28 protein-coding genes are annotated in these 26,311 nt (G+C 62.8%); 16 read left to right on the forward strand and 12 right to left on the reverse strand.

Annotated elements, in window-relative coordinates:
* Positions 1-201: 201 nt before the first annotated feature.
* From LGM89_RS25735 to LGM89_RS25745, 3 genes are all read left to right on the forward strand, one after another.
* A complete protein-coding gene (locus tag LGM89_RS25735; RefSeq protein WP_089476322.1) occupies positions 202-1,119 on the forward strand; it encodes an acetoacetate decarboxylase in 918 nt (305 codons plus the stop codon).
* A gap of 43 nt (positions 1,120-1,162) precedes the next feature.
* A complete protein-coding gene (locus tag LGM89_RS25740; RefSeq protein WP_226274360.1) occupies positions 1,163-2,407 on the forward strand; it encodes a saccharopine dehydrogenase family protein in 1,245 nt (414 codons plus the stop codon).
* 129 nt (positions 2,408-2,536) lie between these two features.
* The gene (locus LGM89_RS25745) at positions 2,537-3,028 is read left to right on the forward strand and encodes a MerR family transcriptional regulator (RefSeq protein WP_226274524.1); all 492 of its coding nucleotides are present in this window, start codon (positions 2,537-2,539) and stop codon (positions 3,026-3,028) included.
* A 23-nt stretch (positions 3,029-3,051) separates the two neighbouring features.
* On the opposite strand, the gene LGM89_RS25750 is transcribed toward LGM89_RS25745, so the two are convergent.
* Positions 3,052-3,735 (reverse strand): type 1 glutamine amidotransferase domain-containing protein, encoded by a 684-nt coding sequence (locus LGM89_RS25750; RefSeq protein WP_226274361.1) that lies wholly within the window; start codon positions 3,733-3,735, stop codon positions 3,052-3,054.
* Positions 3,736-3,866: 131 nt separating this feature from the next.
* Positions 3,867-4,520, reverse strand: a complete 654-nt coding sequence (locus LGM89_RS25755) for a TetR/AcrR family transcriptional regulator (RefSeq protein ID WP_226274362.1) — start codon at positions 4,518-4,520, stop codon at positions 3,867-3,869.
* A gap of 99 nt (positions 4,521-4,619) precedes the next feature.
* On the opposite strand from LGM89_RS25755, the gene LGM89_RS25760 reads away from it, so the two are divergent.
* A complete protein-coding gene (locus LGM89_RS25760; RefSeq protein ID WP_226274363.1) occupies positions 4,620-6,095 on the forward strand; it encodes a coniferyl aldehyde dehydrogenase in 1,476 nt (491 codons plus the stop codon).
* Positions 6,096-6,214: 119 nt separating this feature from the next.
* On the opposite strand, the gene LGM89_RS25765 is transcribed toward LGM89_RS25760, so the two are convergent.
* Entirely contained in the window at positions 6,215-7,093 is an 879-nt protein-coding gene (locus LGM89_RS25765) for a LysR substrate-binding domain-containing protein (RefSeq protein ID WP_226274364.1), read from the reverse strand.
* A gap of 132 nt (positions 7,094-7,225) precedes the next feature.
* Between LGM89_RS25765 and LGM89_RS25770 the strand changes: the two genes are divergently transcribed.
* Entirely contained in the window at positions 7,226-7,858 is a 633-nt protein-coding gene (locus LGM89_RS25770; RefSeq protein ID WP_226274365.1) for an FMN-dependent NADH-azoreductase, read from the forward strand.
* A 77-nt stretch (positions 7,859-7,935) separates the two neighbouring features.
* On the opposite strand, the gene LGM89_RS25775 is transcribed toward LGM89_RS25770, so the two are convergent.
* Positions 7,936-8,553: a LysE family translocator gene (locus tag LGM89_RS25775; protein WP_089434031.1), complete on the reverse strand. Its 618-nt coding sequence runs from the start codon at positions 8,551-8,553 to the stop codon at positions 7,936-7,938.
* Positions 8,554-8,620: 67 nt separating this feature from the next.
* Here LGM89_RS25775 and LGM89_RS25780 point away from each other — a divergent pair, with 67 nt between their 5' ends.
* Entirely contained in the window at positions 8,621-9,544 is a 924-nt protein-coding gene (locus LGM89_RS25780) for a LysR family transcriptional regulator (RefSeq protein ID WP_226274366.1), read from the forward strand.
* Positions 9,545-9,669: 125 nt separating this feature from the next.
* Here the strand turns inward: LGM89_RS25780 and LGM89_RS25785 are convergent, their stop codons facing one another.
* On the reverse strand, positions 9,670-10,614 hold the full coding sequence (locus LGM89_RS25785) for a LysR family transcriptional regulator (RefSeq protein ID WP_319001518.1): 945 nt from the start codon (positions 10,612-10,614) through the stop codon (positions 9,670-9,672).
* Positions 10,615-10,638: 24 nt separating this feature from the next.
* Here LGM89_RS25785 and LGM89_RS25790 point away from each other — a divergent pair, with 24 nt between their 5' ends.
* Positions 10,639-12,045: an MFS transporter gene (locus LGM89_RS25790; protein WP_226274367.1), complete on the forward strand. Its 1,407-nt coding sequence runs from the start codon at positions 10,639-10,641 to the stop codon at positions 12,043-12,045.
* Here LGM89_RS25790 and LGM89_RS25795 read toward each other — a convergent pair.
* The gene (locus tag LGM89_RS25795; RefSeq protein ID WP_226274368.1) at positions 12,039-12,647 is read right to left on the reverse strand and encodes a short chain dehydrogenase; all 609 of its coding nucleotides are present in this window, start codon (positions 12,645-12,647) and stop codon (positions 12,039-12,041) included. The two genes, LGM89_RS25790 and LGM89_RS25795, sit on opposite strands and share 7 nt — an antisense overlap.
* Positions 12,648-12,753: 106 nt before the next feature.
* Here LGM89_RS25795 and LGM89_RS25800 point away from each other — a divergent pair, with 106 nt between their 5' ends.
* Positions 12,754-13,647: a LysR family transcriptional regulator gene (locus tag LGM89_RS25800; protein WP_226205035.1), complete on the forward strand. Its 894-nt coding sequence runs from the start codon at positions 12,754-12,756 to the stop codon at positions 13,645-13,647.
* Between the two features lie 448 nt (positions 13,648-14,095).
* Here LGM89_RS25800 and LGM89_RS25805 read toward each other — a convergent pair whose 3' ends face one another.
* From LGM89_RS25805 to LGM89_RS25815, 3 genes are all read right to left on the reverse strand, one after another.
* Positions 14,096-15,022 carry an HNH endonuclease gene (locus LGM89_RS25805; protein ID WP_226205034.1) on the reverse strand — a complete coding sequence of 309 codons (927 nt, stop codon included), beginning with the start codon at positions 15,020-15,022 and terminating at the stop codon, positions 14,096-14,098.
* A 53-nt stretch (positions 15,023-15,075) separates the two neighbouring features.
* Entirely contained in the window at positions 15,076-15,960 is an 885-nt protein-coding gene (locus LGM89_RS25810) for a DUF4365 domain-containing protein (protein ID WP_226274369.1), read from the reverse strand.
* Positions 15,961-16,641: 681 nt separating this feature from the next.
* On the reverse strand, positions 16,642-17,178 hold the full coding sequence (locus LGM89_RS25815; RefSeq protein ID WP_226205030.1) for a hypothetical protein: 537 nt from the start codon (positions 17,176-17,178) through the stop codon (positions 16,642-16,644).
* A gap of 115 nt (positions 17,179-17,293) precedes the next feature.
* Here LGM89_RS25815 and LGM89_RS25820 point away from each other — a divergent pair, with 115 nt between their 5' ends.
* A complete protein-coding gene (locus LGM89_RS25820; RefSeq protein ID WP_089498855.1) occupies positions 17,294-18,460 on the forward strand; it encodes a porin in 1,167 nt (388 codons plus the stop codon).
* A gap of 281 nt (positions 18,461-18,741) precedes the next feature.
* Here LGM89_RS25820 and LGM89_RS25825 read toward each other — a convergent pair whose 3' ends face one another.
* Together LGM89_RS25825 and LGM89_RS25830 are read right to left on the reverse strand one after the other, a co-directional pair.
* Entirely contained in the window at positions 18,742-19,281 is a 540-nt protein-coding gene (locus LGM89_RS25825) for a cytochrome b (protein WP_226205028.1), read from the reverse strand.
* Positions 19,282-19,636: 355 nt separating this feature from the next.
* Positions 19,637-20,557 carry a LysR family transcriptional regulator gene (locus tag LGM89_RS25830; protein ID WP_226274370.1) on the reverse strand — a complete coding sequence of 307 codons (921 nt, stop codon included), beginning with the start codon at positions 20,555-20,557 and terminating at the stop codon, positions 19,637-19,639.
* A 104-nt stretch (positions 20,558-20,661) separates the two neighbouring features.
* On the opposite strand from LGM89_RS25830, the gene LGM89_RS25835 reads away from it, so the two are divergent.
* The 6 genes from LGM89_RS25835 (at position 20,662) to LGM89_RS25860 (ending at position 25,076) form a co-directional block, all read left to right on the forward strand.
* Positions 20,662-21,612 (forward strand): ketopantoate reductase family protein, encoded by a 951-nt coding sequence (locus LGM89_RS25835; RefSeq protein WP_226274371.1) that lies wholly within the window; start codon positions 20,662-20,664, stop codon positions 21,610-21,612.
* Entirely contained in the window at positions 21,609-22,001 is a 393-nt protein-coding gene (locus LGM89_RS25840; RefSeq protein WP_226274372.1) for a VOC family protein, read from the forward strand. Before LGM89_RS25835 ends, LGM89_RS25840 begins: the two co-directional genes overlap by 4 nt.
* A 1-nt stretch (position 22,002) precedes the next feature.
* Positions 22,003-22,464, forward strand: a complete 462-nt coding sequence (locus LGM89_RS25845) for a MaoC family dehydratase (protein WP_089498850.1) — start codon at positions 22,003-22,005, stop codon at positions 22,462-22,464.
* Positions 22,461-23,675, forward strand: a complete 1,215-nt coding sequence (locus LGM89_RS25850) for a CaiB/BaiF CoA transferase family protein (protein ID WP_226274526.1) — start codon at positions 22,461-22,463, stop codon at positions 23,673-23,675. Before LGM89_RS25845 ends, LGM89_RS25850 begins: the two co-directional genes overlap by 4 nt.
* A 7-nt stretch (positions 23,676-23,682) precedes the next feature.
* A complete protein-coding gene (gene aroE / locus LGM89_RS25855; RefSeq protein WP_089498848.1) occupies positions 23,683-24,522 on the forward strand; it encodes a shikimate dehydrogenase in 840 nt (279 codons plus the stop codon).
* Positions 24,523-24,743: 221 nt separating this feature from the next.
* Positions 24,744-25,076, forward strand: coding sequence for a cupin domain-containing protein (locus tag LGM89_RS25860; protein WP_226274373.1), 333 nt, complete (start codon positions 24,744-24,746; stop codon positions 25,074-25,076).
* A 163-nt stretch (positions 25,077-25,239) separates the two neighbouring features.
* Here LGM89_RS25860 and LGM89_RS25865 read toward each other — a convergent pair whose 3' ends face one another.
* The gene (locus tag LGM89_RS25865) at positions 25,240-25,539 is read right to left on the reverse strand and encodes an H-NS family nucleoid-associated regulatory protein (protein ID WP_011350136.1); all 300 of its coding nucleotides are present in this window, start codon (positions 25,537-25,539) and stop codon (positions 25,240-25,242) included.
* Positions 25,540-25,820: 281 nt separating this feature from the next.
* Here LGM89_RS25865 and LGM89_RS25870 point away from each other — a divergent pair, with 281 nt between their 5' ends.
* Positions 25,821-26,309 carry a RidA family protein gene (locus tag LGM89_RS25870; RefSeq protein WP_226274374.1) on the forward strand — a complete coding sequence of 163 codons (489 nt, stop codon included), beginning with the start codon at positions 25,821-25,823 and terminating at the stop codon, positions 26,307-26,309.
* The last annotated feature ends 2 nt before the right edge of the window (positions 26,310-26,311 follow it).

Below are 26,311 nucleotides of genomic sequence, written 5' to 3' on the forward strand. Positions count from 1 at the left end.
GGGCCGTCGCACGACCGCCAAATGATCCGGCGCCGGCACGGCGAGCGCCGGCCAGTCGCTCAAACGCAATCCGACGTGCCCCTCTACTCGGGGCCTTGACCTTAAAGTTGACTTAAATCTTAGAGTGCTTGCTGACGGCGGTGAGTCAGCGGGCATCGGGTGTTGCCTGCCACGGTCGATCATCGACGGGAGGCAACGAACATGGACAGGCGGTTTACACAGGTCGAATTCGGCCCACACAAGGTCGACGTGCCCGAAGGCGGGTACTACGACCGGTTCCGGATGAATCCTGACCTCGACGAAGTGGCGCGCGATCCCGCGGCGGGGAACATCGATTTTTTCCGTCGGATTCCGAAGCGTCAGGTTGCGTCGCGGGTCGGACCGACCTGGGCGCCGAATTTCTACTACCGTTCCAGCAGCATTCAGCTGCTGTTCCTTGCGCCGCTCGAACGCCTGCGGACCACGCTGCCGGTGCCGCTCGAGCCGCTGCGCGCGCTCCCCGGGTACGGGCTGGTCGCGCTGACCTTCTTCTCGTATTCGGTGTGCGACAACGATCCGTATGACGAAGTGTCGGTCGCGGTGGTGATCCGGCGGCCCGGCTCGACCGGATCGCACGCGCTCGAGCTGCTCGATTCGATGCGGCGCCGGAGCTTCTTCGCGCACGTGCTCGCGCTGCCGGTCACCACGGAAATCGCGCGGGTGCGCGGCGTGCACGGCTATCAGCTGCCCAAGTGGCTCGCCGATATCGACGTGAAACTCGACGCCACCGCCAGCGCCCGCATTGCCGGCCCCGGCGGCCGGCCGGACCTGAGCCTGAGCGTGCCGATGCCCGAGCTGACGAACGTCGCGTCGCAGTCGCACATGGGCACGTCGACGATGATCAACCGCATCGACGGCGAATGGCACCAGACATTCGTGCAGACGAATGCGCTATCGTTCGCTCAGCGCCTGCTGCCGCGCAACGTCGAGCTCGTGCGGCACGGCGGCCCGCTGAGCCAGTTGCTCGACGGGCTGGGCGCATCCACCATCCTGCGTCTGGACGTGGTGAAGGACGCGCAGCTGGTGCTGAACCTGCCGACCCCGTTGAAGGCCTTCGATGAACCCGGAAAACCACGCTGACGCCACGCTACTTCACGGCACGCCCGCGCCGAAGGAATCGCCCATGACCCGTCCGACCCACGATCTCGTCGTATTCGGCGCCACCAGTTTCGTCGGGCAGATCCTCGCCCGCTACCTGGCCGCGTACCTGTCAGGCAGCGGCGAAACGCTGCGCTGGGCCATCGCCGGCCGCTCCGAAGCGAAGCTCAGGCAGGTCAGGGATACGCTGGGCGCGGCCGGGCAGTCGGTGCCGATCATCGTCGCCGACGCGGCCGACGAAGCGCAGCTTCGCGCGCTCTGCGCGCAGACGCGGGTGGTCGTGTCCACCGTTGGCCCCTATGCGCTTTACGGGGAGCCGCTGGTCAGGGTCTGTGCGGAAACCGGCACCGACTACTGCGACCTCACGGGCGAGACGCAATGGATCAAGCGGATGATCGACAGGTACGAGCCTGCGGCGCGTCAGTCCGGCGCGCGCATCGTCCATTGCTGCGGCTTCGATTCGGTGCCGTCGGACATGGGCGTGTTCTTCCTGCAGCAGCAGGCGCGGCAGCAGTGGGGCGTGCCGGCCGCGCAGGTGAAGATGCGGGTGAAAACGCTGAAGGGCGGCGCGTCGGGCGGCACGGTGGCGAGCGTGATCAACGTCGTCCGGGAAGCGGCGGCCGATCCTGCGTTGCGCCGGGAACTGCTCGATCCGTATTCGCTGTGCCCGCCGGGGCATGGCTTCACGGCCCGCCAGCATGCGGTGCGATCCGCCGCATTCGATCGCGACTTCGACGCGTGGATCGCCCCGTTCGTGATGGCGGCGATCAACGAGCGTGTCGTGCATCGCTCCAATGCGCTCGCCGGCAACGCGTACGGCAGCCGCTTCACGTATGACGAAGCGGTGATGACGGGTACGGGCCTCAAGGGCCGACTGACCGCGGTGACGATGGTGGCCGGTCTCGGCGCGTTCATGGTGGGTGTCGTCATCAAGCCGGTGCGCGGCCTGATGGAGCGCTTCCTGCTGCCGAAACCCGGCGAGGGGCCGAGCGCCGCAGCGCAACTGGCCGGCCGCTACGATCTGCGCTTCTTCGGCCGTACCGACGACGGGAAGACCCTGCGCGTGAAAGTCACCGGCGATCGCGATCCCGGCTACGGCTCCACCGGCAAGATGCTCGGCCAGGCCGCGATCAGTCTCGCGCTGGATTGCGCCGGCGACGGCGTGAAGACCGGCCGCGGCGGCGGCTTCTGGACGCCCGCGACGATGTTCGACGCGCGCTATATCGAGCGTCTGGTGCGCCACGCGGGGTTGCGTTTTGAAGTGATTTGAGCGCGCGCCGTCAGGTCGCCATTCGACAGGAAGCCGATAAAGATCGGATTGCGAAACAACATCGGGAGACAAAAGACAGTCACGACGGGGCAGATGGCCGGACGCGATCCGGCCGGGGAGTATCGGAACATGAAGATCGGGGAACTGGCGGAACGCACCGGCCTGACCTCTTCGCGCATCCGCTTTTACGAACGCATCGGTCTGTTGACGCTCGTCGAGCGCGAAGCGAACGGCTATCGCACCTATCCGCAGGAAGCGGTGACGGTGCTCGACCTGATCACGGCCGCGCAGAAGGCGGATTTCAGTCTCGACGAGATTCGCACGCTGATGCCGGCCGACCTCGCGCAGTGGCCCTGCGCTTCGTTACTGGATGCGCTGTGCGGCAAGGTGCGGGACATCGAGGCGCTGGAGGCGCGGCTCGCGCAAAGCAAGGCGCAGATCGTGTCGCTGATCGCCGACATCGCCGCGAAACCGGAGTCGGTCGATTGTGCAACCCATGCGAAGCAATTGCTGTCGCGCGTCCCGCCGGGGCATGCGGCGGAGGGCAGTGACGGCGAGGCTGCGACTGCCGCCGCCGATCGCGATGAAGCGGTTGTGCGCCGCCGGTCGCCCCGCTCTTAGCGGCGTCGCGCCGGCGCATCCCATCACAGCAACGCGACGACCTGTTCCGCGGTCGCCTTCGCCGATTGCGGATTCTGGCCGGTCACGAGCCGGCCGTCGACGACGACGTACGACGTGAACGGCAGCAGCGCCTTCTCGTAGCGCGCGCCCCGCAGCTGCATCTGCTTCTCGACGTTGTACGGCACCTTCTTCGCGACGCCGGCCAGGATTTCCTCGACCCACGAATAGCCGGTGATCCGGCGTCCGGCCACCAGCAGCGAGCCGTCCGACAGCGTCGTGTTCAGCAATCCGCAGTAGCCGTGACAGACCGACGACACGACACCGCCGCGCTCGTAGATCTCGCGCGTGAGCCGCTGCAGCTCCGCGTCGTCCGGGTAGTCCCACATCACCGCATGGCCGCCGGTGAAGTAGATCGCATCGAAATCGGCCGGATCGATCTCGTCGGGGCGCGCGGTGGTGGCGAGCAGCGCTTCATTGGCCTTGTCGGCGCGCCACGCTTTCGCGGCGGCGTCGGCGTGCGGCCATTTGAGCGAGCGCGGCTCCAGCGGCGACACGCCGCCCTTGGGGCTCACCAGCCGCTGCTCATAGCCTTTCGCCGCGAAGATGTGATGGGCATGGGTCAGCTCGGACAGCCACAGGCCGGTCGGTTGCGACGGATCGGCGTAGTGCGCAACATTGCTGACCACGTGAAGGATGCGCTTGCTCATGATGCGGTTCCCTTTCATCGGCCACGGGCGGACGTCGTCGACGCGCCGCCGGATTGTCGGATGGCAGTACCCATACTCATGGCCTCGATACGCTGCCGACGCAAACCATAACCTTTAAGCGAAGTTGAAGGTCAAGGCCTTTTCGTCTTCGCGGACCGCGCGGGGCTGACGGGCAGCACGAGACCGTCCAGCAAGGTGGTCAGCGCATCTTCGATCGCGTGATCGCCGACCTTCTCGCGCACCAGCCGACCGTCGATCGCCAGCATCGTCAGGCCATGCAGATGCGCCCAGCAGGCGGTCGCCTGGCCGAGCGCCGGGCGCGGGCGGATCGTGCCGGCGCGCTGGCCGTGTTCCAGGATCTCGACGACCAGCAGGAACGGCGCCTGCACGCGCGGATCGAGATGGATGTCCGAGGGCTCGCCGGCATCCGCGGCAAACATCAGTCGATAGAGATCCGGGTTGCGCTGGCCGAACGCGAGATGGGCGTAAGCGAGCGCGCGCAGCACGTCCGGTGCATCCGCCGCGGGATCGACGGACGCGGCGAGGTCTGCGTTCAGCCGATCGAAGCCGATCAGCGCGAGCTCGTGCAGCAACGCGGCCTTGTCCGGGAAATGCCGGTACGGCGCCGAGTGGCTGACGTTCGCGCGCCGCGCGATTTCGCGCAGCGTGAACTGCCAGCCCTGTTGCTCCTGCAGCGTGTCGAGCGCCGTGTCGATGATCGCGCGCCGCAGATCCCCGTGGTGATAAGCCTTTTGCCCGGCGTCCGCAGCCTCATCCGACGACATCGCGTTGCTCCCATGTTGACAGGGAACACATTGTGAGCCTATGATCCGCCGCATGCAAGTTGACAGTGTCTACATCGACGCAACCTCGTGAGGTGCACCATGGCCGTTTCGGCAGAATCCAGCTCGAGTTTCGACCCGGCGGCGTTGCTGGCCCGCCAGCGCAACGCGTTCGTCAGCGAGGGGCCGCCGAGCGTGCAGCAGCGCAAGGCGCGGCTCGCGCGGCTGCGCGCGGTGGTGCTCGCGTATCGCAGCGAAGTGGAGGAGGCGGTCAGCGCCGATTTCGGGCACCGCTCGCGCCACGAAACCGCGATCATGGAACTGGTCGGCGTGATCCAGGCGATCGACTATCTGACGCGCAACCTGCGCCGCTTCACGAAGCCGCAGCGCCGGCACGTCGGGATCTTTTACCGGGCCGGGCACGCGCGCGTGGAGTACCAGCCGCTGGGTGTCATCGGCGTGATGGCGCCGTGGAATTACCCGTTCGCGCTCACGTTCATTCCGCTGGCCACCGCGCTGGCCGCGGGCAACCGCGCGATGCTCAAGCCGTCGGAACTGACGCCGCGCACCAGCGAGGTGATGCGCCGGATGCTCGCGGAAACCTTCCCGAGCGAGGAAGTCGCGGTCGTGCTCGGCGGCCCGGAAGTCGGCGCCGCCTTCAGCGGCTTGCCGTTCGATCATCTGCTGTTCACCGGCAGCACGCAGGTGGGCCGCAAGGTCATGAAGGCGGCCAGCGACAACCTGGTGCCGGTGACGCTCGAACTCGGCGGCAAGAGCCCGGCGATCGTCGCGAGAGGGCATGTCGACGGCCGGACGATGTCCAGCATCGTGTTCGGCAAGCTGTCGAATGGCGGGCAGACCTGCGTCGCGCCCGACTATGCGCTGGTGCATGAAGACGATCTCGACGCGTTCGTCGCGCAATACGATGCGGCCGTCGCGCGCTTCTATCCGGGCGGGCCGACCAGCCCGGACTACACGTCGATCGTCAGCGACCGGCATTTCGATCGCCTGAAAGGTCTCATCGACGAAGCGCGCAGCAAGGGCGCGCGCGTGATCGAGGCGGGCGTGAACCCGCAGCAGGCGGCCACCCGCAAGCGGACGCTCGCGCCCACGCTGATCGTCGGGGCCGGTGACGATACGAGCGTCATGCAGGAAGAGATCTTCGGGCCGATCCTGCCGGTGCGCACGTATCGCACGATCGACGAAGTCGTCGACTACGTGAATGCGCGTCCGCGGCCGCTCGCGCTGTACTACTTCGGCGCGCAGGACAGCGACTGCGAGTCGTTGCTCAAGCGCACCACGTCGGGCAATGTCGGCATCAACAACACGCTCCTGCATGTCGCGCAGGAAGACTTGCCGTTCGGCGGCGTCGGTCCGAGCGGGATGGGTGCATATCACGGCATCGAGGGATTCCGCGCGATGAGCCATGCGAAGGGCGTGTTCGTGCTGGGGCGCTGGAACCTGCCGAGCCTGCTGCGTGCGCCGTTCGGCAAGCTCGCTGATCTGTCGCTGGCGGCGCTGCTCGGGCGCGGCCGGGAACCGGCGGGTGTGCGGGCGGGATTGAGCGCGAAGCGCTGAGACCGCCGCCACACCGCGACCGGCGCGCGGCTGCTTCGCACGCGGCGCGCCATGATGGTCGAACGCGCATGCGTCGGTAAGTGCATGTGATCGAACCTCGGCCGTGACCGAACTGCACGCTAGGGCCGGTTGCGCACGCCGGCCCCGTTGCGAATGGCGGTTTCATCGACAAGCGTCGCAGCAAATTCGACGGCGGCCGGCATTCCCGCGTCATGCATCATCACGAATTCCATGTCCGGCAGCGCCGGCAAGCCTTCTGATACGCCCAGCTCGCGGAGCGTGTCGTCGATCGCGCTGCGCGGCACCGGCGCAATCGCGATGCCGGCGCGAGCGAACGTGCGGATGCCCGTGACGCTCGGGCTTTCGCATGCGATGAAATAGGGCATGCCGGCCAGCGCGAGCGCCTTGATGGCCGCGCCCCGGTACGGGCACGGATCGGGGAAGCACGCGAGCGGCACATCGCCTTCCGGCAGCGGCTCGTGGCGCGCAAACGCCCAGACGAGCGGCTCTCGCCACAACGTCGCGCCCTGGCCCGTGTGCGCGCACCGGCTGCCGATCACGAGATCGAATTCGCCGTCGGCGTGCCGTTGAAACAGGCTGTCGCCGATGTCGACCGTCAGATTCAGCCGCAAGCCGCGCCGCGCGGCGCCATGACGGCGCATCACGTCGGGCAGCCAGCCTCCCGCCACATCCTCCGATGCGCCGATGCGCAGCGTGACATCGACTGCGTTGCCGCTGCCTAGCTTCGTCTTCGCTTCCTCGCTCAGGTTGAGCATCGCGCGCGCGTAGCCGAGCAGCATCCGGCCATGCTCGGTGAGCGTGACGCTGCGCGTATTGCGGGCGAGCAGCGCCCGGCCGACCTGCTCCTCGAGACGAGCGATCTGCGCGCTGACCGCGGACTGGCTGAGATGCAGCCTGCGACCTGCGCCGGTAAAGCTCCGTACGTCGGCGATGGCGACGAACGTATGAAGCAGTGAGGTGTCGAGCGGCGTGTTCATTTATCACCAATTCGGGTTAATTCGATCAATTCATATCGTTTCCGGATTATAGGTCGATCCGATAGGCTGCGAAGCGCAGTGGGCGATCGCGCATCCCGCGCGTCGCCGTCACTTTCGGCAAGGACCGGTTTCATGACACGCGTGCTCTATATCGAAGGCTCACCCAACAAGGACTATTCGGCGTCCATCGACGTGTGCAATGCCTTTCTCGATGCTTACCGACACACGCATCCCGATCACGAAATACAGAAGCTCGACATCTGGAATCTGGTGATACCCGAATTCGACGAAGCCGCGCTGGCCGCGAAATATGCGGGACTGAGCGGCAACGCGTTGACGCCGGCTCAGGCGGCGGCATGGCAACGGATCGAGCAGCTCGCGGCGCCGTTCCACGAAGCGGACAAGCTCCTGTTCGGCGTGCCGCTGTGGAATTTCAGTATTCCGTACAAACTCAAGCACCTGATCGACGTGATCTCGCAGAAGGACGTGCTGTTCACGTTCGACGGCACAGGTTTCGCCGGCAAGCTGGCCGGGAGAAAGGCGGCGGTGGTCTACGCGCGCGGGCTCGGTTATCAGTCGCCGGGCTCATTTACCCCGGCGGCCGAATTCGATCTGCAGCGCCCGTACATGGAGACCTGGCTCAAGTTCGTGGGCGTGAAGGACGTCACCGGGATCGTCGTCGAGCGCACCTTGTTTGGTCCCGACGGAGCGGTCGATCGCAGTCGCGCGATCGACGAAGCCCGCACGATCGCGCGTACGTTCTAAAGCGACCGCGTGGCGCATCCGGCGCGCCGGCGAAGCGCGCCGGTCGGTTGCATCGACGGGTGGCGCGCCGTTTCGAATCAGCGCCCGCCGCGCGCGATGGCAAGCGCGACGCCGAAGCCCACGAGCAGGCAGCCGAAGGTACGGTCGATCCAGTGCCGTAGCGCCAGCAGGCGATCGCGGACGGCCGTCGCGGAGAAGCACAGGGCCACCAGGCTGAACCAGCCGGCATGCGCGACGGCGATGAACGCGCCGTAGCCGATCTGCACGATCAACGGCGTGTCGGGCCGCACGGCCTGCATGAACAGGCTGACGATGAACACCGTGGTCTTGGGGTTCAGCGCATTGGTCAGGAAGCCGGTGCGCAGCGCGGCCAGGTCGGACAGCGGTGCGGCCGGTGCATCCGTCTGCCCGTTGCCGGCCTTCGTCATGAGCATCTTCACGCCGAGGTAGATCAGGTAGATCGCGCCGACCAGCTTGACGGCATTGAAGAGCCACAGCGACTGGCGGATCAGCAGGCCGACGCCCAGCAGCGTGTAGCTCACGTGCACCGTCACGCCGAGCCCGATCCCCAGCGCGGTGAGCACGCCCGAGCGGCGCGACAGCATCAGGCTGTTGCGCGTGACCATCGCGAAGTCCGGCCCCGGGCTGATCACGGCCAGCAGCGTGATGGTGACTACAACTATCAGTTCGGTCATCGTCTTGTCCTTGCGATTGATGGCTTAATGGCGCAATCTTATGGGTCATGTTCCATCGGGAAAAGCGATGATTTCTGACCAGCATGGTGAGATTGACTCACAGTCCGTTCGCACGAACCTGCCATCGCTGATGGCGCTGCGTTGCTTCGAGGCGGCGGCGCGTCATGAGAATTTCAGTCGTGCGGCCGACGAGCTGTGCCTGACCCATGGCGCGGTCAGCCGCGCGGTGCGATTGCTCGAGGACGACCTGGGCGTCGCGCTGTTCCAGCGGCGCAGCCGTCGCGTGTTCCTGACCGATGCGGGCCGCAAGCTGGCGCAGGCCGTCCATGACGGGCTGGGGCTGATGCGTCACGCCGCGCAGGAATTGCGTACCGAGGCCGCCCGGGCGCGGCGCTGGGTGCTGTCGTGCGAACCGACGCTCCTGATGCGCTGGCTGATTCCGCGCTGGCCGGATTTTCAGGCGCGGCATGCGGGCGTCGACATTCACCTGGCTGCCGCAGGCGGTCCGTTCTCATTCGACAGCGGCATCGACATGGCGATTCGACGCAATGACTTTGCGTGGCCGGTGGGTTATCACGCGGAGCGGCTGTTCGCGGAGCAGGTGGGGCCGGTCTGCCGGCCGGATAAGGTCGATGCATGGTTTTCCGCGCGTCGTGGCAGTCGATCGTTGAAGGCGGATGTTCCGCGACTGCACACGCGGACACGGCCGGACGCGTGGAAGGAATGGGCGGTGGCGGCGAACCAGCCGGCCGCGGGCGGGCGCGGGCAGACGTTCGACCATTTCTATTTCAGTCTGCAGGCGGCGGTTGCGGGGCTCGGTGTCGCGATCGGCCCGTGGCACCTCGTTCGCGATGACATCGAAAGCGGTGTGCTCGTCGCGCCGATGGGGTTCGTCGAGGATGGTTCGGATTACTGCTTGTTGACGCCGGAACCGGTGGCGGCGGGGAGTGCGCAGGCGGAGGTGCTGGGGTGGTTGAGGGCGGTGGTTTGATGGCGCGTGTGTGTGCAGATAGGGTTGACGCCGCGCGCCCGCAGGAAGGGGCGTGGTGAGGCTCGGCGCAGGCATCGCGATCGATCCCATCGCCCGGTATCGCACGCCACGGCGATACGCAGTCGCTACTGCCTCGAATCCGGCGCGAAGGTCCTGCCCGTCACGTCAGCGATGAAGTCGATCGCCGCGCGAATCGACGGCGAATGCCGGAGATCGGCATGCACGACCAGCCAGATGTCGCGGTAGTACGGTTCTCCGTCGAACGGCAAGCGCTGCAACCCCGGATCGTCATCGCCCATGAACACGGGCAGGCCCGCTACGCCGATGCCCGTGCGGGCCGCGACCTGCTGCGTCGTGATATCGCTGACTTCGCACGCGATGCGGCGACCTCGAGCGATCGACTCGAGCCACTTCTGATGCGGCATTTCCGCGAATTGCGCGTCGTAGCAGATGAACGCCCAATCGTCAGGCGTCGACGCGTGCGCGTAGTCGCGACTCGCATAGAGCCCGAAAGCCATCTCGCCCAGCTTGCGCGTCACGTTTTGCGGCTCCTCGGGGCGGAACAGGCGCACGGCAATATCCGCTTCACGACGGGCGAGCGATACGCTTTGCGCCTGGCTGGCCATCGACAGCCGAATGCCCGGATGCATTTGCGCGAACGCATACAGATGATTCGCGTAGAAATTGTTGGCGAGCACGGGCGGCACGCTGATCGTCACGGTGCCGTGCATCGGCAGGTGTTCCGTGAGCGCGAGGCGCTCGATTGCAAACGCGTGCTCCTCCATTTTCCCGGCGAATTCGAGGATCTGCCGGCCGGCGGCAGTCGGCCGGCACGCGCGCGGCAACCTGTCGATCACGCGCATCTTCAATTCCGATTCGAGTGCGGCCAGGCGACGGCTGACTGTCGCGTGGTCGACGTTCAATCGCCGGGCGGCGGCGGAAAGACTCCCCGCTTGAGCGACGGCAACGAAGTAACGCAGGTTTTCCCAGTCGAACATCGGTGCATTTTCTCCAGGTTGCTGTGCTGTTTTGTGGAATATTCGCACAGAAGGCGATCCTCTACGCTTCAATCCTCCGAATGCGAAGGATTGCCGATGCAGACCTCATCCACCCCTCATCCGCGGCTGGTTCAAACCGCGGCGTGCCTCGGTTATGCGGTCGTCCTGATCGACGTCAGCGTCGTCAACGTTGCGCTCGATGCGTTGCGAACGTCCTTTGGCGCCGCCCTCACCGACCTGCAATGGGTCGTCAACGCGTATGCGCTCGTGTTCGCGGCGACCCTGCTGATGGCGGGCGCGCTCGGCGACCGGCTGGGGGCAAAGCGCGTGTTCATTGCCGGTTACGCGATCTTCGCGCTGTCGTCGATCGGGTGCGGCACCGCGCATGCCATCGGCGCGTTGATCGCCTGGCGTCTCGTTCAGGGGATCGGCGCTGCGCTGCTGGTGCCGAACTCGCTGGCCGTGCTGCGTCTCGCCTTCGACGACGCGGCAGCGCGTAGCCGCGCGATCGGCTGGTGGGGCGCCGGCGGCGGCATCGCGCTGGCTGCGGGGCCGCTGGCCGGCGGGTTGCTCATCGCCGCAGTCGGCTGGCGTAGCATTTTCCTGGTCAACGTGCCGGTCGGCATCGCCGGTATCTGGATGACGTGGCGGTTCGCGCCCGACACGCAAGCGCAGGGCGGCATGCGTCTCGATCTTCCCGCGCAACTGACCGGTGCGTTTGCGCTGGCGGCGCTCACGTTCGCGTCGACCGAGATCAGTGCGCTGGGATGGCGCAGTCCGGTCATCGTGAGTGCGTTCGCGTCGTGCGTTGCATTGGGCATCGCGTTCGTCCGGCTGGAAGCGCGCAATCCGGACGCGATGCTGCCGGCCGGGTTGTGGCAGGACCGGATCGTCCGCAGCTCGATCGTGATCGGTGCGATCGCGAACCTGGTTTTCTACGGCATCGTCTTTACGTTGAGCCTGCTGTTTCAGTCGGTCTGGCATATGACGCCCGTGCGCGCGGGTGTCGCGTTTCTGCCGATGATGGGAGTGCTGATGGTCATGAGCATCGTCGCCGGACGACTGACCGGCAGGCTGGGCGCGCGCACGCTGGCGACGGCCGGGTTGTCGATTTCAGCGTTCGGTTATCTGGCGATGTGGCCGGCGATCGCCGCGCAATCCAACGGGTTGCTCGCGATACCGATGCTGCTGGCAGGCAGCGGCATCGCGTTGACGATACCGACCATCACGGACGCGGCGCTCGCGGCGGTGAGCGGCGCGCAGTCGGGTGTGGCGTCGGGGTTGTTGAATACGGCGCGACAGGTGGGCGGCGTGATGGGCGTCGCGTTGTTTGGTTTCTTCGTTCGTGAGGCAGGGGGTGTGGCGTTCGTCCATGGGATGGAGCGGGCGTTGATCGTTTCGGTTCTGCTGCTGGGGGTGGGGGCGATGATGGCTTGGCGGAATCTGGGGCGGGTGGGAGAGCGCGGGATTCGGGCTCGCGGGGCGAGCCCTCAACGTCAGTGACCTACCCGATAAACGCGGCCGCTATGCACGCCTTCCACGCTGCGTCGATAGGCCATTGCCACACGTGACGCCGGCACACTCTCGCAGCCGGGGAAAAACGGACCGAACCGGTCCACGGATTCGGTCAGCATGGTCGGGCTCACGGCATTGATCCGGATGCCCCGTGGAAAATCGCACGCGGCAGCACGCACGAATCCTTCAATCCCGGCATTCGAGGTTGCGGCGTTGGCGCCTTGCGCGATCGGGTCATCGACCGCGATGCCCGAGGTCAGTGTGATCGACCCGTGATCGGACAGATAGTGCTGACCCACCAGCGCGACACGCACCTGACTCAGTAGCTTGTCCTGCAATCCCTTGTGGAACTCGGCCGCCGTCATTTTTTCGATCGGCGCCAGGATGACATTGCCCGCGGCAACGATGATCGCGTCGATTGGCCCGATCGTCCCGAACAGCGCACTCACGCTCTCGTCGCGGGTGATGTCGACCTGGTGGTCGCCGGAGGTGCGACCTACGCGAATGACGTCGTGTGTTTCGTTACGCGCCAGCTCATCCGCCACGGCACGACCGACGTCCCCGCCGGCGCCGATTACAACGATCTTCATGGAATGATTCCTTTTCGATTTCGGGTTGGAGCAGTCATTGTTCAGCGAACCAATATTGGGATAAATGTGCTCTAATTTCCGACACGCCTAATCACCAGTTCGGAATATGGACAAGCTGCGTTCAATGGAAACCTTCGTTGCCGTCGTGGAAGGCGGCAACTTCACCGAGGCGGCGCAGCGGCTTGGCATTTCGGCGGTCATGGTGGGCAAGTATGTGCGTGAACTTGAAGAGCGCCTCGGGGCGCGCATGCTGGAGCGCACCACGCGACGGCAGAGCCTGACGGATGCGGGGCGCGTGTTCTACGAAGATGCCAAGCGTGCGCTCGAACAAGTGCGGATCGCCGAGACGTCGGTCGAACGGTTGCGCGAGTCGCCGTCAGGCACGTTGCGTATCAGTGCGCCGATTACCTTTGGCGCGTGTGTCGTCGCGCCGTTGGCGGCGACGTTCCAGCAGATGTACCCGCTTGTGCGCATCGAACTGGCGTTGAGCAATCGTGTCGTCGACCTGATTGACGAGGGGTTCGATCTGGCCATTCGTATTGGTGAGCTGGGCGATGTCGATCTCATCGCGAAGCCGCTGGCCCTATACCGGATGGTGATCTGCGCTTCGCCGGGCTATCTCGCGCGGCATGGTCGTCCGGAGACGCCGCAGGACCTGGGCGCGCATCACTGTCTGTCTCATTCGGTGTGGAATGGTCGTAGCGGGTGGAAACTCGGTGGGTGGGATGGGCCGCAGGTTTTGACGGATCCGGTTTTCACGTGCGACGACGGGAACGGACTGCGCATGGCAGCCATCGCGGGCGCGGGGTTGTTGTTGCAGCCCGAAGTGCTGGTCGCGCACGATCTGGCGAGTGGGGCGCTGGTGCCGGTGTTGCAAGCGTACGTGCCCGAGCCGCACACGATTCATATCGTGTATCGGCAGGACCGGCGGCCGCTGCCGAAGCTGACTCGATTTGTCGAGTATTTGCTTGAGCAGGTGGGGGGAAGGGAGGGGGCTTAGGGGACTGTAGATGACCCGGAGCCACCGGTCGCTTTCATACAACTTTGATGTACGTTTGCGACCCTTCTCAGCCGTTCAACGCTCGGTCGTTGATTCGTCTCTTGCTACATATAAAGCCAGCACTTTCGCAACGCTTCGCGGGTCAGCTATCGCGCACCGATGCATGTCACGGTCCTGCGCGCCAGACAAGCGGGCCGACGACGTTTGTGCGGTCGGGCCGCGCTTTCGAATTTTGTCCAACGTTCCCGCCATTCCATAGAGCTCGCTTGTTCAACGAAAGACTGGCCGAGGTCGCGCGCGTGGCAGCGTCGAGCTCTTGCTGTGTTAACCGTGACCCGATCTTTCAACGATGCAATGCGCAACGTGACTATTGATAGGATCCACAGGCTTTAACGGTCATCCGAGCAAAGATGTCGTTGTCGAGTCCGTGAACGTTTGACAACCGGCGCTATGTCGTCGATCGTTTCACGTATTCAATGCGCTTGCGCTCAAGGGTGTCGAATTTCGTGTTATGCCGACGTAAAAAAGCGGCACGTTCGTCACACGGAGTCTCCAAGAGGTTGTTCAGAGGACCGAGCTTTGCGCAATCATGGTCTGTAAGTAAAATCGACTTGCGAAGGTTGCCGTTTGGTTCAAAGGTGATGAGATGTCGATCAAAAAGCGCGTCTATGTTGGCGGACAACAGCAGACCATTTTTAGCATTGACCTTTTCGTCATCGTCGGAATCTCGCCACCGCACGATATGCGAGGCGCGTAACGCTGGGGCTAGCGAGAGTTGCGTCACCGCGCAGGCGTTACGAAACTCCCTCAGCAGGTCCGCTCGATACTTACCTTGCCCGAGTCGGGCATCTATCTCGACTCTTTTGTGCTTGTCGGATTTTTTTGTGTCCGTCAGAATCTCATGCAAATCGCTTTCGAGATTAATATCATCTGCGTCATCGACCTGCGGGAGTAGTTCATGGTCGATCGATCGTGCCCAGGCCTGCATAAGCTTTAGCGCCGTGCCGATGTCTCGCACGAGAAGGTAAGACTTGTTTTCTCCCCGATCGACCCTGAGAAAGAGCGTCGCCGGATCGACGCCGTGCTCTTTTGCGAACGTATGGGTATCAAAGTCTTTTGGGGCATGAGCAACGGAAATACGAGACGCGTCGGGGAAACGATAGAGAATTGCGGTTGGTTTCCGAGCCCCCCACCAATTCGACCTCATCTGTCCAACGTAGATGCCGCGGTAAGTGACGCACAGGGTTCTCGATTTCGACTCGACCGGACTCCTTGGCGTGGACGCAATCCAGAAGCCGTTAGCCTCGAGCACGTCGAAGACGCGTCGGGCGAAGTCGTTCGGTGCGGCACCTGTGTAGATGGTCAGATCCGGCATGGGTATATGTGGTCGGGTATCAATGTCGGTGAGTGCACGACGGTAGATTGAAGTTAATAGTAAACGGTGCCTGAATTTTTTGTCGTAAAAGCATGAATTTCATCTTCGTTCATAAAGGAAATCTTGATGGTGTCCATTATGTCCAGGGATTCCATAATTTGGATCCGTTGAGGTGTCGTCACTTTTTTCGACAATAAAATATTGTCGAATATTTTGTACAAGTTTGCGAGCTTTTCGGCATCTTCTTTTCCGCTGAATTCAGACCCGATTATGAAGGGGGCGAGAGAAGTCAGCTTCTTCGCTGCTTCAGAACAAAAAGCAGATAGGGAAATTTCCCCGTTGTCGACGACCTGTTTGCTATGCAGTGAAAGTGCATATTCGATTCTTAGGAATTCTATCGCCATTCTCTGGCGTCGCTGGTCAAGAACAATATTCTTGAATTTTTCACAATTATCAACAAGATCGTTGTCTGCTGGAAGCGTAATCTCGACGCTCTCTTGATAACGCCAATTGGGTGACGTTAGCGGTAAGGCAGTTGTTGAGAATTTTTGCAGCCACGCGAACCTCGTTAATTTATCGGTCAACGAGGTGCGGAATAAGAAAAACGGAGCCGAAAAAAGCTCGGCATAAAGTAGCGTCTTCACCGGTAGAGAAAAGCTTTCTTCATTTTCGAACGACTCTTCGGTACCTTTTATTTGAATGAACGTCACCAGTCCTGTCGGTAGATCGCTGTCAAAATATTCTAGTTGCAGATCAATTCCATAATCTCGCTCGTCAAGGCTTCGAATAAGCCAGTTTTCGTCAAGTTGACTCATCACCAGGCGAACTGCCCGTGTGTCCACTTTGTGCGTCGGTCCCCGGGCTGGCAATTGAGTCAAAGTGGGTTGAGTGGGTTTCTTTACGTTATTTGCGCTCTTCGTTGGATTGGATTTGGTCATCGTCGGTGCGCGGTATCAAAAAAATATCTCTGAGTTGATTTTATGCCTTCAAAGATTTGCAGAAAAACTGGCGGCCGTCAATAAACCACTTGAAATCACACGCGCACCCGCTCCGCGGAACGTTGCTGTGTGATCGCATCGGCCAACGCATGCTCACATTGCGCTCTCGCGCGCGGGAGCCACGACATATGGCGGAGCACTTGCGAACTCGTAAGCAATTCGCAAAATCGATCGAGGTCGGACGGCGCGCGCTTGCAGAGCCGAATGGGGCATGAATTCATTGAGGTACTGGAAGCAGCCAAGCGCTCGTCTCGATAGGCCCCTCCGGCGGGCCTAACGACACGTTCGGAGAAGCCTGCATCCGACCGCTCGACTCCTCATGAGTCAGACGAAGCCTCGGCATTCGCACGCACGTCGCGCGAGCGGGGCGCATCTCGAGTGGTAACGGATGGGGCTCCCCGCGATGCCAACCAGAATACCGGCCTCTCGCGCCACTTTAGATGCGGCTCAACGTCAGGGTTGAAATCGGCTGCAGCTACCACGAGGCGCTCCCGTTCGATACCCGATTTTTTGCCTGATCGTGTATCAATCGGAGTAGCGGCGCGTATCTCGCTAGCGCCTTGACTTGGTGCCGGTTTCTATTAGGGAAATCCCGGTAAAGCTAAGGGTTATCAAACGCGATTAACTTATATCAAACAAATTTTGACGACGATTTATGTTCCTGATATGGTTTTTCGCACCTGCAAAGCGCGTCCCGGTTGCGTTGGCGCTCGGCGAAAAGTTCGCGTGCTTCGCCAGCGGCTGAACCGGACGCTCGATCAGCCTGCGACGGCGGTCGGCATTCCCAACCCGCTTGTTGTCGCGGGTGGAGCGTGGCCCGGTTTCGTCTTCGCCGACCTCGCTCGTGGGGATGGCGCGAGTGTGGCACGTGACGATGCAGCGTTTCTTCGAATTGCCATCGAAGAAACCTTCGGTTCCGCGCGGTGATCCGCTCGAGTTTTTCGGCTTCGCGGATTCGGCACGTCTGTTCGTCCGGATGGCGAATTCGATAGCAGCTGGAGCGGCAACGGAAGCAAGGCAGCGGCTTTCGTCCAGGCGGGACGCCGCGATGGTTCCAATCGAGGGCATGCCGGACAGGTCGAGATGCGAGGCGCCTTCCTGCATGAAATTTTGAGGATAACGAAATGATCGAGTCGAATATGCCGATCTGGAGAACATGAAGCCGGCTGTTGCAACCTGAGACGACGCGCGGGCCGTGCGCCGTCATCTGCATTCGAATACAACAAAACCCGTTTCAAACAATCCCGCAACCACTCCTGACAGTGAAATACAGATGAACAACAAGAAAATCAAGGTCAGCGTTATCGCTGTTGCCGCCTTCGCAGCGTCGTCGGCAGCAATGGCGCAGTCGTCGATCACCCTGTACGGCATGCTCGATGCAGGTATCGGCTACACGTCGAACATCAATGGCCACAAGCGGTTCGGCCTCGATGGTGGTGCCGCAGGTTCGAACAAGTGGGGCCTCAGGGGGACGGAAGATCTCGGTGGCGGCCTCAAGGCGATCTTCAAGATCGAAAACGGCTTCAACATTGGTACGGGCGGCATAGGCGGCCAGGGGCCCATCGGCTCCACGCGTTCGTTGTTCAACCGCCAGGCCTACGTGGGCCTCTCTTCCGATCAGTACGGTACCGTGCGGTTGGGGCGCCAGCTCGACGCCGTGACGGAAATGGTTCAGGTCCTGACGGGCGACGCCATTTCGGCGTCGACGTTCTCGACCCCGGGCGACGTGGACAACAACGACAACACGACGAACCAGAACAGCGCCGTGAAGTACATTTCACCGCTTTACCACGGCTTCCAGGCTGAAGGCGCGTACTCGTTCGGCGGCGTGGCCGGTTCGACGGGTTCGGGTCAGTCGTGGTCGGTGGCCGCGAACTACGCTCAAGGTGGTCTGACGGTCGCCGGCGGCTACTTCCGTGCTGTCAACCAGGGTGCGAACGGGTGGACGAACGCCACGGCGCAACCCAGTTTCGGCGGTGCGCTGGGCTATCCGAGTTCGGGTTACAACGGCGGCAATGCATTCAAGAGCGCGGGCATCGCGCAAGTCGCGACTCAGTACCAGATTGGTCCTTACACGGCGGGCTTGCGCTACTCGAACGCCCAGTACCAGGGCAACGCCGGCCAACCGTCGATCCACTTCAACGTGCTGGGTGCCCTTCTGCAGTACCAGGTCAACCCGGCGCTGTCGCTGGCGACCGGATACACGTATGTGTACGGCTCCGCGGCCACGCCTGCGCTGGCTGCCGAAGGCCGCACGATGGCGTCGATCAACCAGGTGTCGCTGGGTGCGACGTACTCGCTGTCGAAGAGCACCGCGCTGTACGCGATGGGCGGGTACGTTCATGCCAAGGGCGCTCAGGCTTCCGTTGCGGACTTTGGCAACACCGCATCGGGCGGCAACCAGGTTCAAGTCAACATCGGTATGTACCACGGCTTCTGATCGTCGGCGTGGAAGTCCGGAGTAGTGGCTGCACTACTCCGGCAAAGCAGCATTCCTTTGGCAGCGCCTCCCCTCGAGCGGGTGTCGGGAGCTGAAAATTCCCCTTGTCGGTAGGTCGTTCTGCAGACAGTGACGAAGTCGCTGCATGGCGGGACGATGATCCCGCATCCGCATCCGCATCCGCATCCGCATCCGCATTGCGGTCACCGGCGAATAGCGGTTGCTGGCGTTTCCAATGATCGAGGACCCGCTTCCGGCGGACATCAACCGCCAGGTTGCGCTCAGATTCCCATCCGCTCCGCGACACCGTCCCGATCGACGAACTTGTGTTTCAGCCCGGCCGCGACGTGCATGACCAGCAGCAAGCCCAGCGTCAGCACCAGCGCGCGATGCAGCGAATCGGTCAGGAGTCGCAGCGGTTCGTCGCGGCCAACCAGCACCGGCAATTCCGTGATGCCGAAGAAACTGACCGGATGGGCGCCAGCGAGGCGGTGCACGTAGCCGGTCAGCGGCACGAGACACAGCAGCAGGTACAGCACGCCGTGCAGTGCACCGGCGATCCGGGCCTGCCATGCCGGAACACTGGCCGGCAGCGGCGGCGGCGTATGTGTCGCACGCCACGCGAGGCGCGGCACGGTCAGCATGAAGATCAGGCTGCCGATCGATGCGTGATAGAACAGGATGCCGTTGAACTGAGACGAGTTGTGCGGAAAGGTATCCATGTAGATCCCGATCATCAGGTTCAACAGGATCAAGATGGCGATCGACCAGTGCATGGCGATCGCGAAGCGTGTGTAGGCGGCGTGGTTGGGGTGTGACATTGCGGTCTCTCCGTTTCGGTTGGGCGTCGTGCACCGGCTCGTTCGGCGTGGTGAGCGGCCTGACGCCCCGATATACCGGAGCCGGCATGGTTTTATTCCCGCGGCACGGATCGATCGCGATGCTTTTCGTGTGGAAGGCAATCGAAATGTCTTGAAAGGTATCGGGTGTCCTTGGCGGCATTGCACCGGCCGCAATACCCGAAACGCATGAGGGGCGGTTTGTTTCGGCGCGACCATCACCGATGTTCGACGGCCATGCCAACGGTCGCTTTCCGTCACGGCGCCCATCCTGCCGCGAGCGTGCGCGCGATCGTTGCGATGGATCCGCCGACATCGATGCCGAAACGGTAAATCGTCAGCCTGTAACGTCCGCTCCAGACATGCCGAACAGCCGCGCGACGACCGAACGCAGCCAGCGATTGCCGGCCTCCTGGTGGTAGCGCGCGTGCCAGTGTTGCCGAACGGCAAAGCTCTCGACGGGAATGGGGCAGGGATGTACCGAAAGATCGCTGGCCTGGGCCAGCGTCTCGCCGATATGGCGCGGCAAGGTCGTGATCAGATCGGTGGTCTGCACAATGGCGCCGAGCCCCAGAAAACCGGGCAATTCAAGCACCACCTGCCGTTCAATGCGTTCCCGCACGAGCGCCTGCTCGAGCAGCGCCGTGCCCGTTCCCCCCGTGATCGCCACATGGCCTTCGGTGCGATAGGCCTTGACGCCGAGCCGCTTGTGAATACGCGGATGATGGCGATTCGCCAGGCACACCCAATCCTGCTCGTATAGCTGTTGCTGATAGATGCCGCCGCTCAGCCACGGCACGTATCCGATCGCAAGATCGGCCTCGCCCGATTCGAGCGCGCGTTCCGTGTGGCCGTCGATCCGCGCGGCTTCCAGGCGCACGCGAGGCGCTTGCGCGCGGACATAGGCGAGCAGACGCGGCAGCAGCGTCACGTGACTCGCATCGGTCATGCAGATGCGAAAACGTCTCTGCGCGGTCGCCGGATCGAAGGCGATTTCCCAGGCCGAGAAGCGCCGCAACGATTCGAGAATCTCCCGACATGGGCCGATCAGCGCATCCGCTTGCGGTGTGGGCGCCATGCCGCCGGGCGTCCGGATAAAAAGGGGATCGTGCAAATGCTCGCGCAACCGCGCGAGCCAGATGCTGACGGTCGGCTGGCTCTGACCGAGTTGCTCGGCCACGCGCGTGACGCTGCGCGTGTCGTAGAGCAGGTCGAACAACTGCAGCAGCTTGAGGTCGGGCAGATCGGTCGGGATCATCGCAGGTCTATGTTATTGCGTGATGCAATGATGTCATTGTATCCATTGTATTGCGACATGATGCGGCGGCTCCTATCGTGACGTCACACGTTAAGGAGACGCACTTGAAAATTGCCATTCTGGGTGCCGGCGCGCTGGGCTGCGCGATTGGCGCGACGCTCACCGAAGGCGGCCACGAGACCTGGCTGATCGACCGCTCGCCCGAGCATGTCGATGCGATGCGGGCCCACGGCCTGCGCGTCGATGACGCAAGCGGCACGCGCCAGGTGCAAGTCCGCGCGACCACCCGGCCGGACGAAGCAGGGGTGGCCGAGGTCGTGATCGTGCTCGTCAAATCGTTCCACACCGATGCGGCGATTCGCGGCGCGCATGCGCTGGTGGGACCTGAAACGCTGGTGCTGTCGCTGCAAAACGGCCTCGGTCACGAAGACATTCTTGCCGACGCCGTGGGCCGCGAACGCGTGCTCGCGGGCAAGACCTATGTGGGCGGCGTACTGCGCGGCATCGGGCATATCGAGTCGGGCGTCGTGGGCAAGCACACCATCATCGGCGAACTGGACGGGCGCGTGACGGATCGCGTTCGACGTATTGCCGACGCATTCAGCCACGCGGGCCTCGACACGCAGGTCAGCGACAACATCGTCGGCACCATGTGGGACAAGCTGCTCGTGAACGTCGCGACGGGCGCGCTGACCGGCATCACGTCGCTGACTTACGGCCAGCTTTATGACGAGCCGCTGCTCAAGGCCACTTCGCTGGCGGCCGTCGCGGAAGCAATCGCGGCCGCGAAGGCGGCAGGCGTCACCCTGTCGATGACCGATCCGGAGCAGGCGTGGTCGCTTGCCGCCGAGGGCTTGCCCGCTGCGTTCAAGACGTCGATGCTGCAAAGCCTCGAAAAAGGGTCCATGACCGAAATCGACTTCATCAACGGCTCGGTCGTGCGCTGGGGCGCGCGTTACGGTGTGCCGACGCCGGTCAACGCCACGCTGGTTGCGTGCATCAAGGGCATCGAGCGCGCGATGGTCGACCGCCGGAAAGCGGAGGCGCAAGCATGAGCCAACCGAAAGCCTATCTCGAACACGTCGCCATCTTCGTGCGCGACATCCACTGGCACATCCGTTTTTTCGAGGAGGTGTTCGGCATGACGATGCGCGAGGTCGACGGCACGACCGAAGCGCCGCGTCAGTACTGGACCCTCGGCGGCATGCAGTTCATCCACCAGCCGGATTTTTCGGGCCCCGAAGGAAGGCTTGGCCATCTCGGCATCATGTGCGAGGACGTCGAAGCGTCGCTCGCCGCCGCCCGCCGCCACGACGTGCAGCCCATGCCGCAAGGTGCGAACTGGCTGCGTTTGCCCGATGGTCTCGCCATCGAATTCATTCAGGCGAAACCCGCGCACTGCGTGGAGCAGGCGCTCGCCATCGATCCGCGCGCGGAGGCATGACATGACCATCGTCGAAAAATACTGGGACGACGCACGCGAAGGCGACGAATGCGTGAGCCCGAACTACATCGTCACGAAGGAACGTATTCTCGCGTATGCCGATCTCACCGGCGATCACACTCCTGTGCACGTCGATGAAGCGTATGCGAACGCGAGCCACTTTGGCTGCCTCGTCGCGCATGGATTGTTTGGTCTTTCGATTGCCGATGGTCTGAAGACCCGCAGCGATTATCGCTTTGTGCCGGGCATGTCGCTGGGCTGGAGCTGGGACTTCGTTCTGCCGATCAAGGTCGATGACGTGTTGCATGTGAAGTTTCGCATCGGCGCGATGCGCCCGAGCAAGAGCCGCCCGGATTGGGGCATCGTGACGCTTCCTTCGGAGCTGATCAATCAGCACGGCGAAGTCGTGCAGCGAGGCGAGCATCGTCTGATGGTGCCGCGCCGGCCGGGAGCCGAACGATGAAACAGGCGCGTCCACTGGAAGGGATTCGTGTCGTCGACTACAGCCACTTTCTCGCGGGTCCGTATGTGGGGCGTTGCCTCGCGGCGCTGGGTGCGGAAGTGATCAAGGTCGAGCGACCCGGCAGCGGCGACGCGGGACGCCAGCACGCGACCGTGCTTGACGATCGCTCGAGCGGCTATTTTCTGCAGCTCAATATGGGCAAGCGCGGTGTCAGCGTGAACATGAAGGACCCGCGCGGAAAGGCCTTCATGGAGCGGCTTTGCGATTCGGCCGACGTATTCGTGGAGAATTATCGGCCCGGCGCGCTCGACAAACTCGGGCTCGGCTACGAAGCGCTTTCCGTGCGCAATCCGGGGCTGGTCTACTGCTCCATTTCCGCGTATGGCCACACCGGGCCGGATGCGCATCGCGCGGGTTTCGGCCTGATCGCCGAGGCCAAGAGCGGCATCATGCAGATGGTCGGCACGCCGGGCGATCGCCCACCGCTGCTGCGTATTTCGCTCGGGGACATGTACACGGGCATTCATGCGGTCGCGGCCATCAATGCGGCGCTGCTCGGCCGCGTGAAAAGCGGGCGAGGGCAGCACATCGACATGGCGCTTTACGACACGCTCGTCTCGATGCACGAATATGCGGTCCAGTGCTACACGCTCGCCGATGTGCTGCCCGAGCAGACCGGGCACGACATGCCCGGCTCGACGCTGTATGGTGTGTTTCGCGCGACCGATGGCGATCTGGTGATCGCCGCGCAGGTGGACGATGCGTGGAAGCGCTTCGCGTCGCTGATCGAAGCGAGCGGCGGGCCGCGCGGCTTCGGCAGCGACGAGCGGTTTCACCATAGCGTGGGTCGTAATACTCATCGGCTGGACATTCTCGGCGTGGTCGAGCCGTGGGTCGCCGCGCGCACGGTGACGCAGATTCTCGAACTGCTCGACGGCATCGATGTGCCTTGCGCGAAGGTGCAACGTATCGACGAAGTGATCGCCGATCCGCAAATCCAGGCACGCGGCATGATCGTCGAGCAGGAGCATCCGCGTTACGGCACGCTGCGCCTGCCGAATCTGCCGTTCCGGTTTTCCGCGTGCGATACCACGATCCGTGAGGTTGCCCCCGATCTGGGGCAGCACAATAGCGAAGTCGCGCAATCGTTGGGTTTCACGCCCGCCGAGATCGATGCGATGCAAACCGACGGCGTGCTGTTCGACAAGTGAGGCGACGATGAGCGATACCTATGCGGTGATCGGCAATCCGATCGGCCATACGAAATCCCCGCTGATTCATGGTCTTTTCGCCGAAGCGACGCAACAGGCGATGCACTACACGGCTATCGAGGGGCCGTGCGAACCGGATGACGCGTTCGCGGCAACGGTGCGGACATTTATCGCGGCCGGCGGCAAGGGCATGAACATCACGGCGCCGTTCAAGCTTGCGGCATTCGACATGGCCGATGAGCGCAGCGAGCGCGCGACGCTTGCAGGCGCGGCGAATGCGTTCAAGTTCGAGGGCGGCCGGATTCTCGCAGACAACTTCGACGGCATCGGTCTGCTGCGTGATATCGAGGTGAATCTTCACACGCCGTTCGCGGGCAAGCGTGTGTTGCTGCTGGGCGCCGGCGGCGCGGCCCGCGGCGCGTTGCTTCCCTTCCTGGGCGCGCGCCCCGCACAACTGGTGGTGGCTAATCGTCATGTCGAGAAAGCGCAAGCGCTGGCATCGCAATTGGCTTCGTATGGGCCGATCACGGCGTGCGCTTACGGGGAACTCGATCGCATGGGGCGCTTCGATCTGGTGGTCAACGCGACGTCCGCGAGTCTTACCGGCGATTTGCCGCCCGTGCCGCCCGGCGTATTCAGCCCGCGTGGTACAGCCTATGAACTGGCCTATGGCAAGCACCTCACACCGTTCTTGCGACTGGCGCGCAATGCCGGGGTCGCCGGTGTAGCCGATGGTGTTGGCATGCTGGTGGAGCAGGCGGCGGAAGCCTTTGCGTGGTGGCGCGGCGTGCGCCCCGAGACGCAAGCGGTGATCGACCTGCTTACCGTTCCGCTGGATCGCGTGTGAACGTCCGCGAGCGATACGGGACTTCGATACATCTGCTGAGCGCGTTCATCAATTCGATGTGTCGACGGGTTGAATCCACGGCCGATTTCAGGCATGTGGAACGCTATGATGCTGTTTCCGATGAAACGAGTCAGCGTCAATGGTGATCGTTAGACGGAGGTGAAAGTCTGCGTCACTCAACGCACGATTCTTTCCTCGACGATCATCGACGAGGCCACCCCATGCAACTTCAAACCGGCAATCTTTTCACCACCGATGGCCAGCGCGGCAACGATGAACAAATCGACCGCCTCGTCACCGGGCAGCGTCTGAACGTAGAGCGAATCGTGTCGATGGGGCACACGAGCCCCGATGGCTTTTGGTATGACGACTCACGCGCCGAATGGGTCGTATTGCTGTCGGGCGCAGCCGTACTCGAATTCGAAGAAGGCCCGACGCGCCATGAAATGCATCCCGGCGACTACGTGCTGATCGAGCCGCATTGCCGACATCGCGTTGCATGGACGCACGAAACAACGCAATCCGTCTGGCTTGCGATTTATTACGAACCTTGAATCAGGAAAGTTTGGGCGACACGAAATCCGGCGCGTAGCGTGCAACCACGCGCCGGATGGCGCAAATCTTCACCACACCGGAACGGCTTTTAAATACCGCCGGTATCGATGCCCAAATAGCAGGACGGCGCGCTCGTGCGCGCGCCGGTGCGCGTCGAGAATCTTATTCCTGGATCAGGAATCGATTGCGATTCTTCGCGTCCTTGATCCATGCGGGCGCGCGACCGCGGCCCGACCAGGTTGCCCCGGTCTTCGGGTCGCGATACTTTGCCTGCACGGGGGCGGCCGCTTGCTTGGCCGGTCGACCACGACGCGTACCGAAAATGTCTTTCTCGGTAATGCCGAATTCCGCAACTTTGGTGCGGATGTCGTCGACGATCGCCTGGAATTCCGCGGCACGTGCAGCTTCGGCTTTCTCGGCCAAAGCTTCCATTTGGGCTTTCAGTTCCTTGTACGTTGCCATGTATCACTCTTCAGGTTGAGTACACATATGATAGCGGTTTCAGCGGAAAGTTTTGAGGAAATTCTCTTCGACTACGAGATTTGTCATCGATAAAGCAATGCAGGACTGCTTCGAACACCTGAAAAGTGTGTCATGTATGAGAAAGCGTAGAGGATTACCCGGAAACTTTTAACGGCGGTGGCACGTCGCTTTGATCGGACGCGGCGGGATTTTTTCGTCGAGACAAGCGGACGAGACTTAATTATTCTTTACATTTTTCTGAAGTATCGGGGAATTCACCAATGAACAGAGACGATAAGCTGATGCAGGTCGCGGCCGAATTCGGCTTCAATCCGGACGAGGAAATCAGGATCGGCGGAAAGTACACGCCCATTCTGGTGGACGGGAACACGGCCTACATTGCCGGCCAGATTCCGCGGATCGGCGACGTGGTGCATTTCGTGGGCGTAGTGGGGGAATCCGTTTCGCTCGACGAAGGTCGCCGGGCCGCCGGCGTATCGGTGCTGCGTGCGCTGTCGCTGATCAGGAAGCACCGCGGCACGCTCGACGCGATAGCAACCGTGCCGCGCATCACCGTGTATGTGCGAAGCGCACCCGGCTTCACGATGCAAAGCGAAGTCGCCGACGGCGCATCCGACATGCTGTACGCGGTGCTTGGCGAAGCAGGCGTTCATACGCGTACGTCGGTCGGCGTGCTGCAATTGCCCAAAGGGGCGTCGGTGGAAGTCGATTTCGTTTTCGGGCTGAAGCAGGGCGATGTCGGTATCTGACT

The sequence above is a fragment of the Burkholderia sp. AU31624 genome, from assembly GCF_020420065.1.
Classification (GTDB): Bacteria; Pseudomonadota; Gammaproteobacteria; order Burkholderiales; family Burkholderiaceae; genus Burkholderia.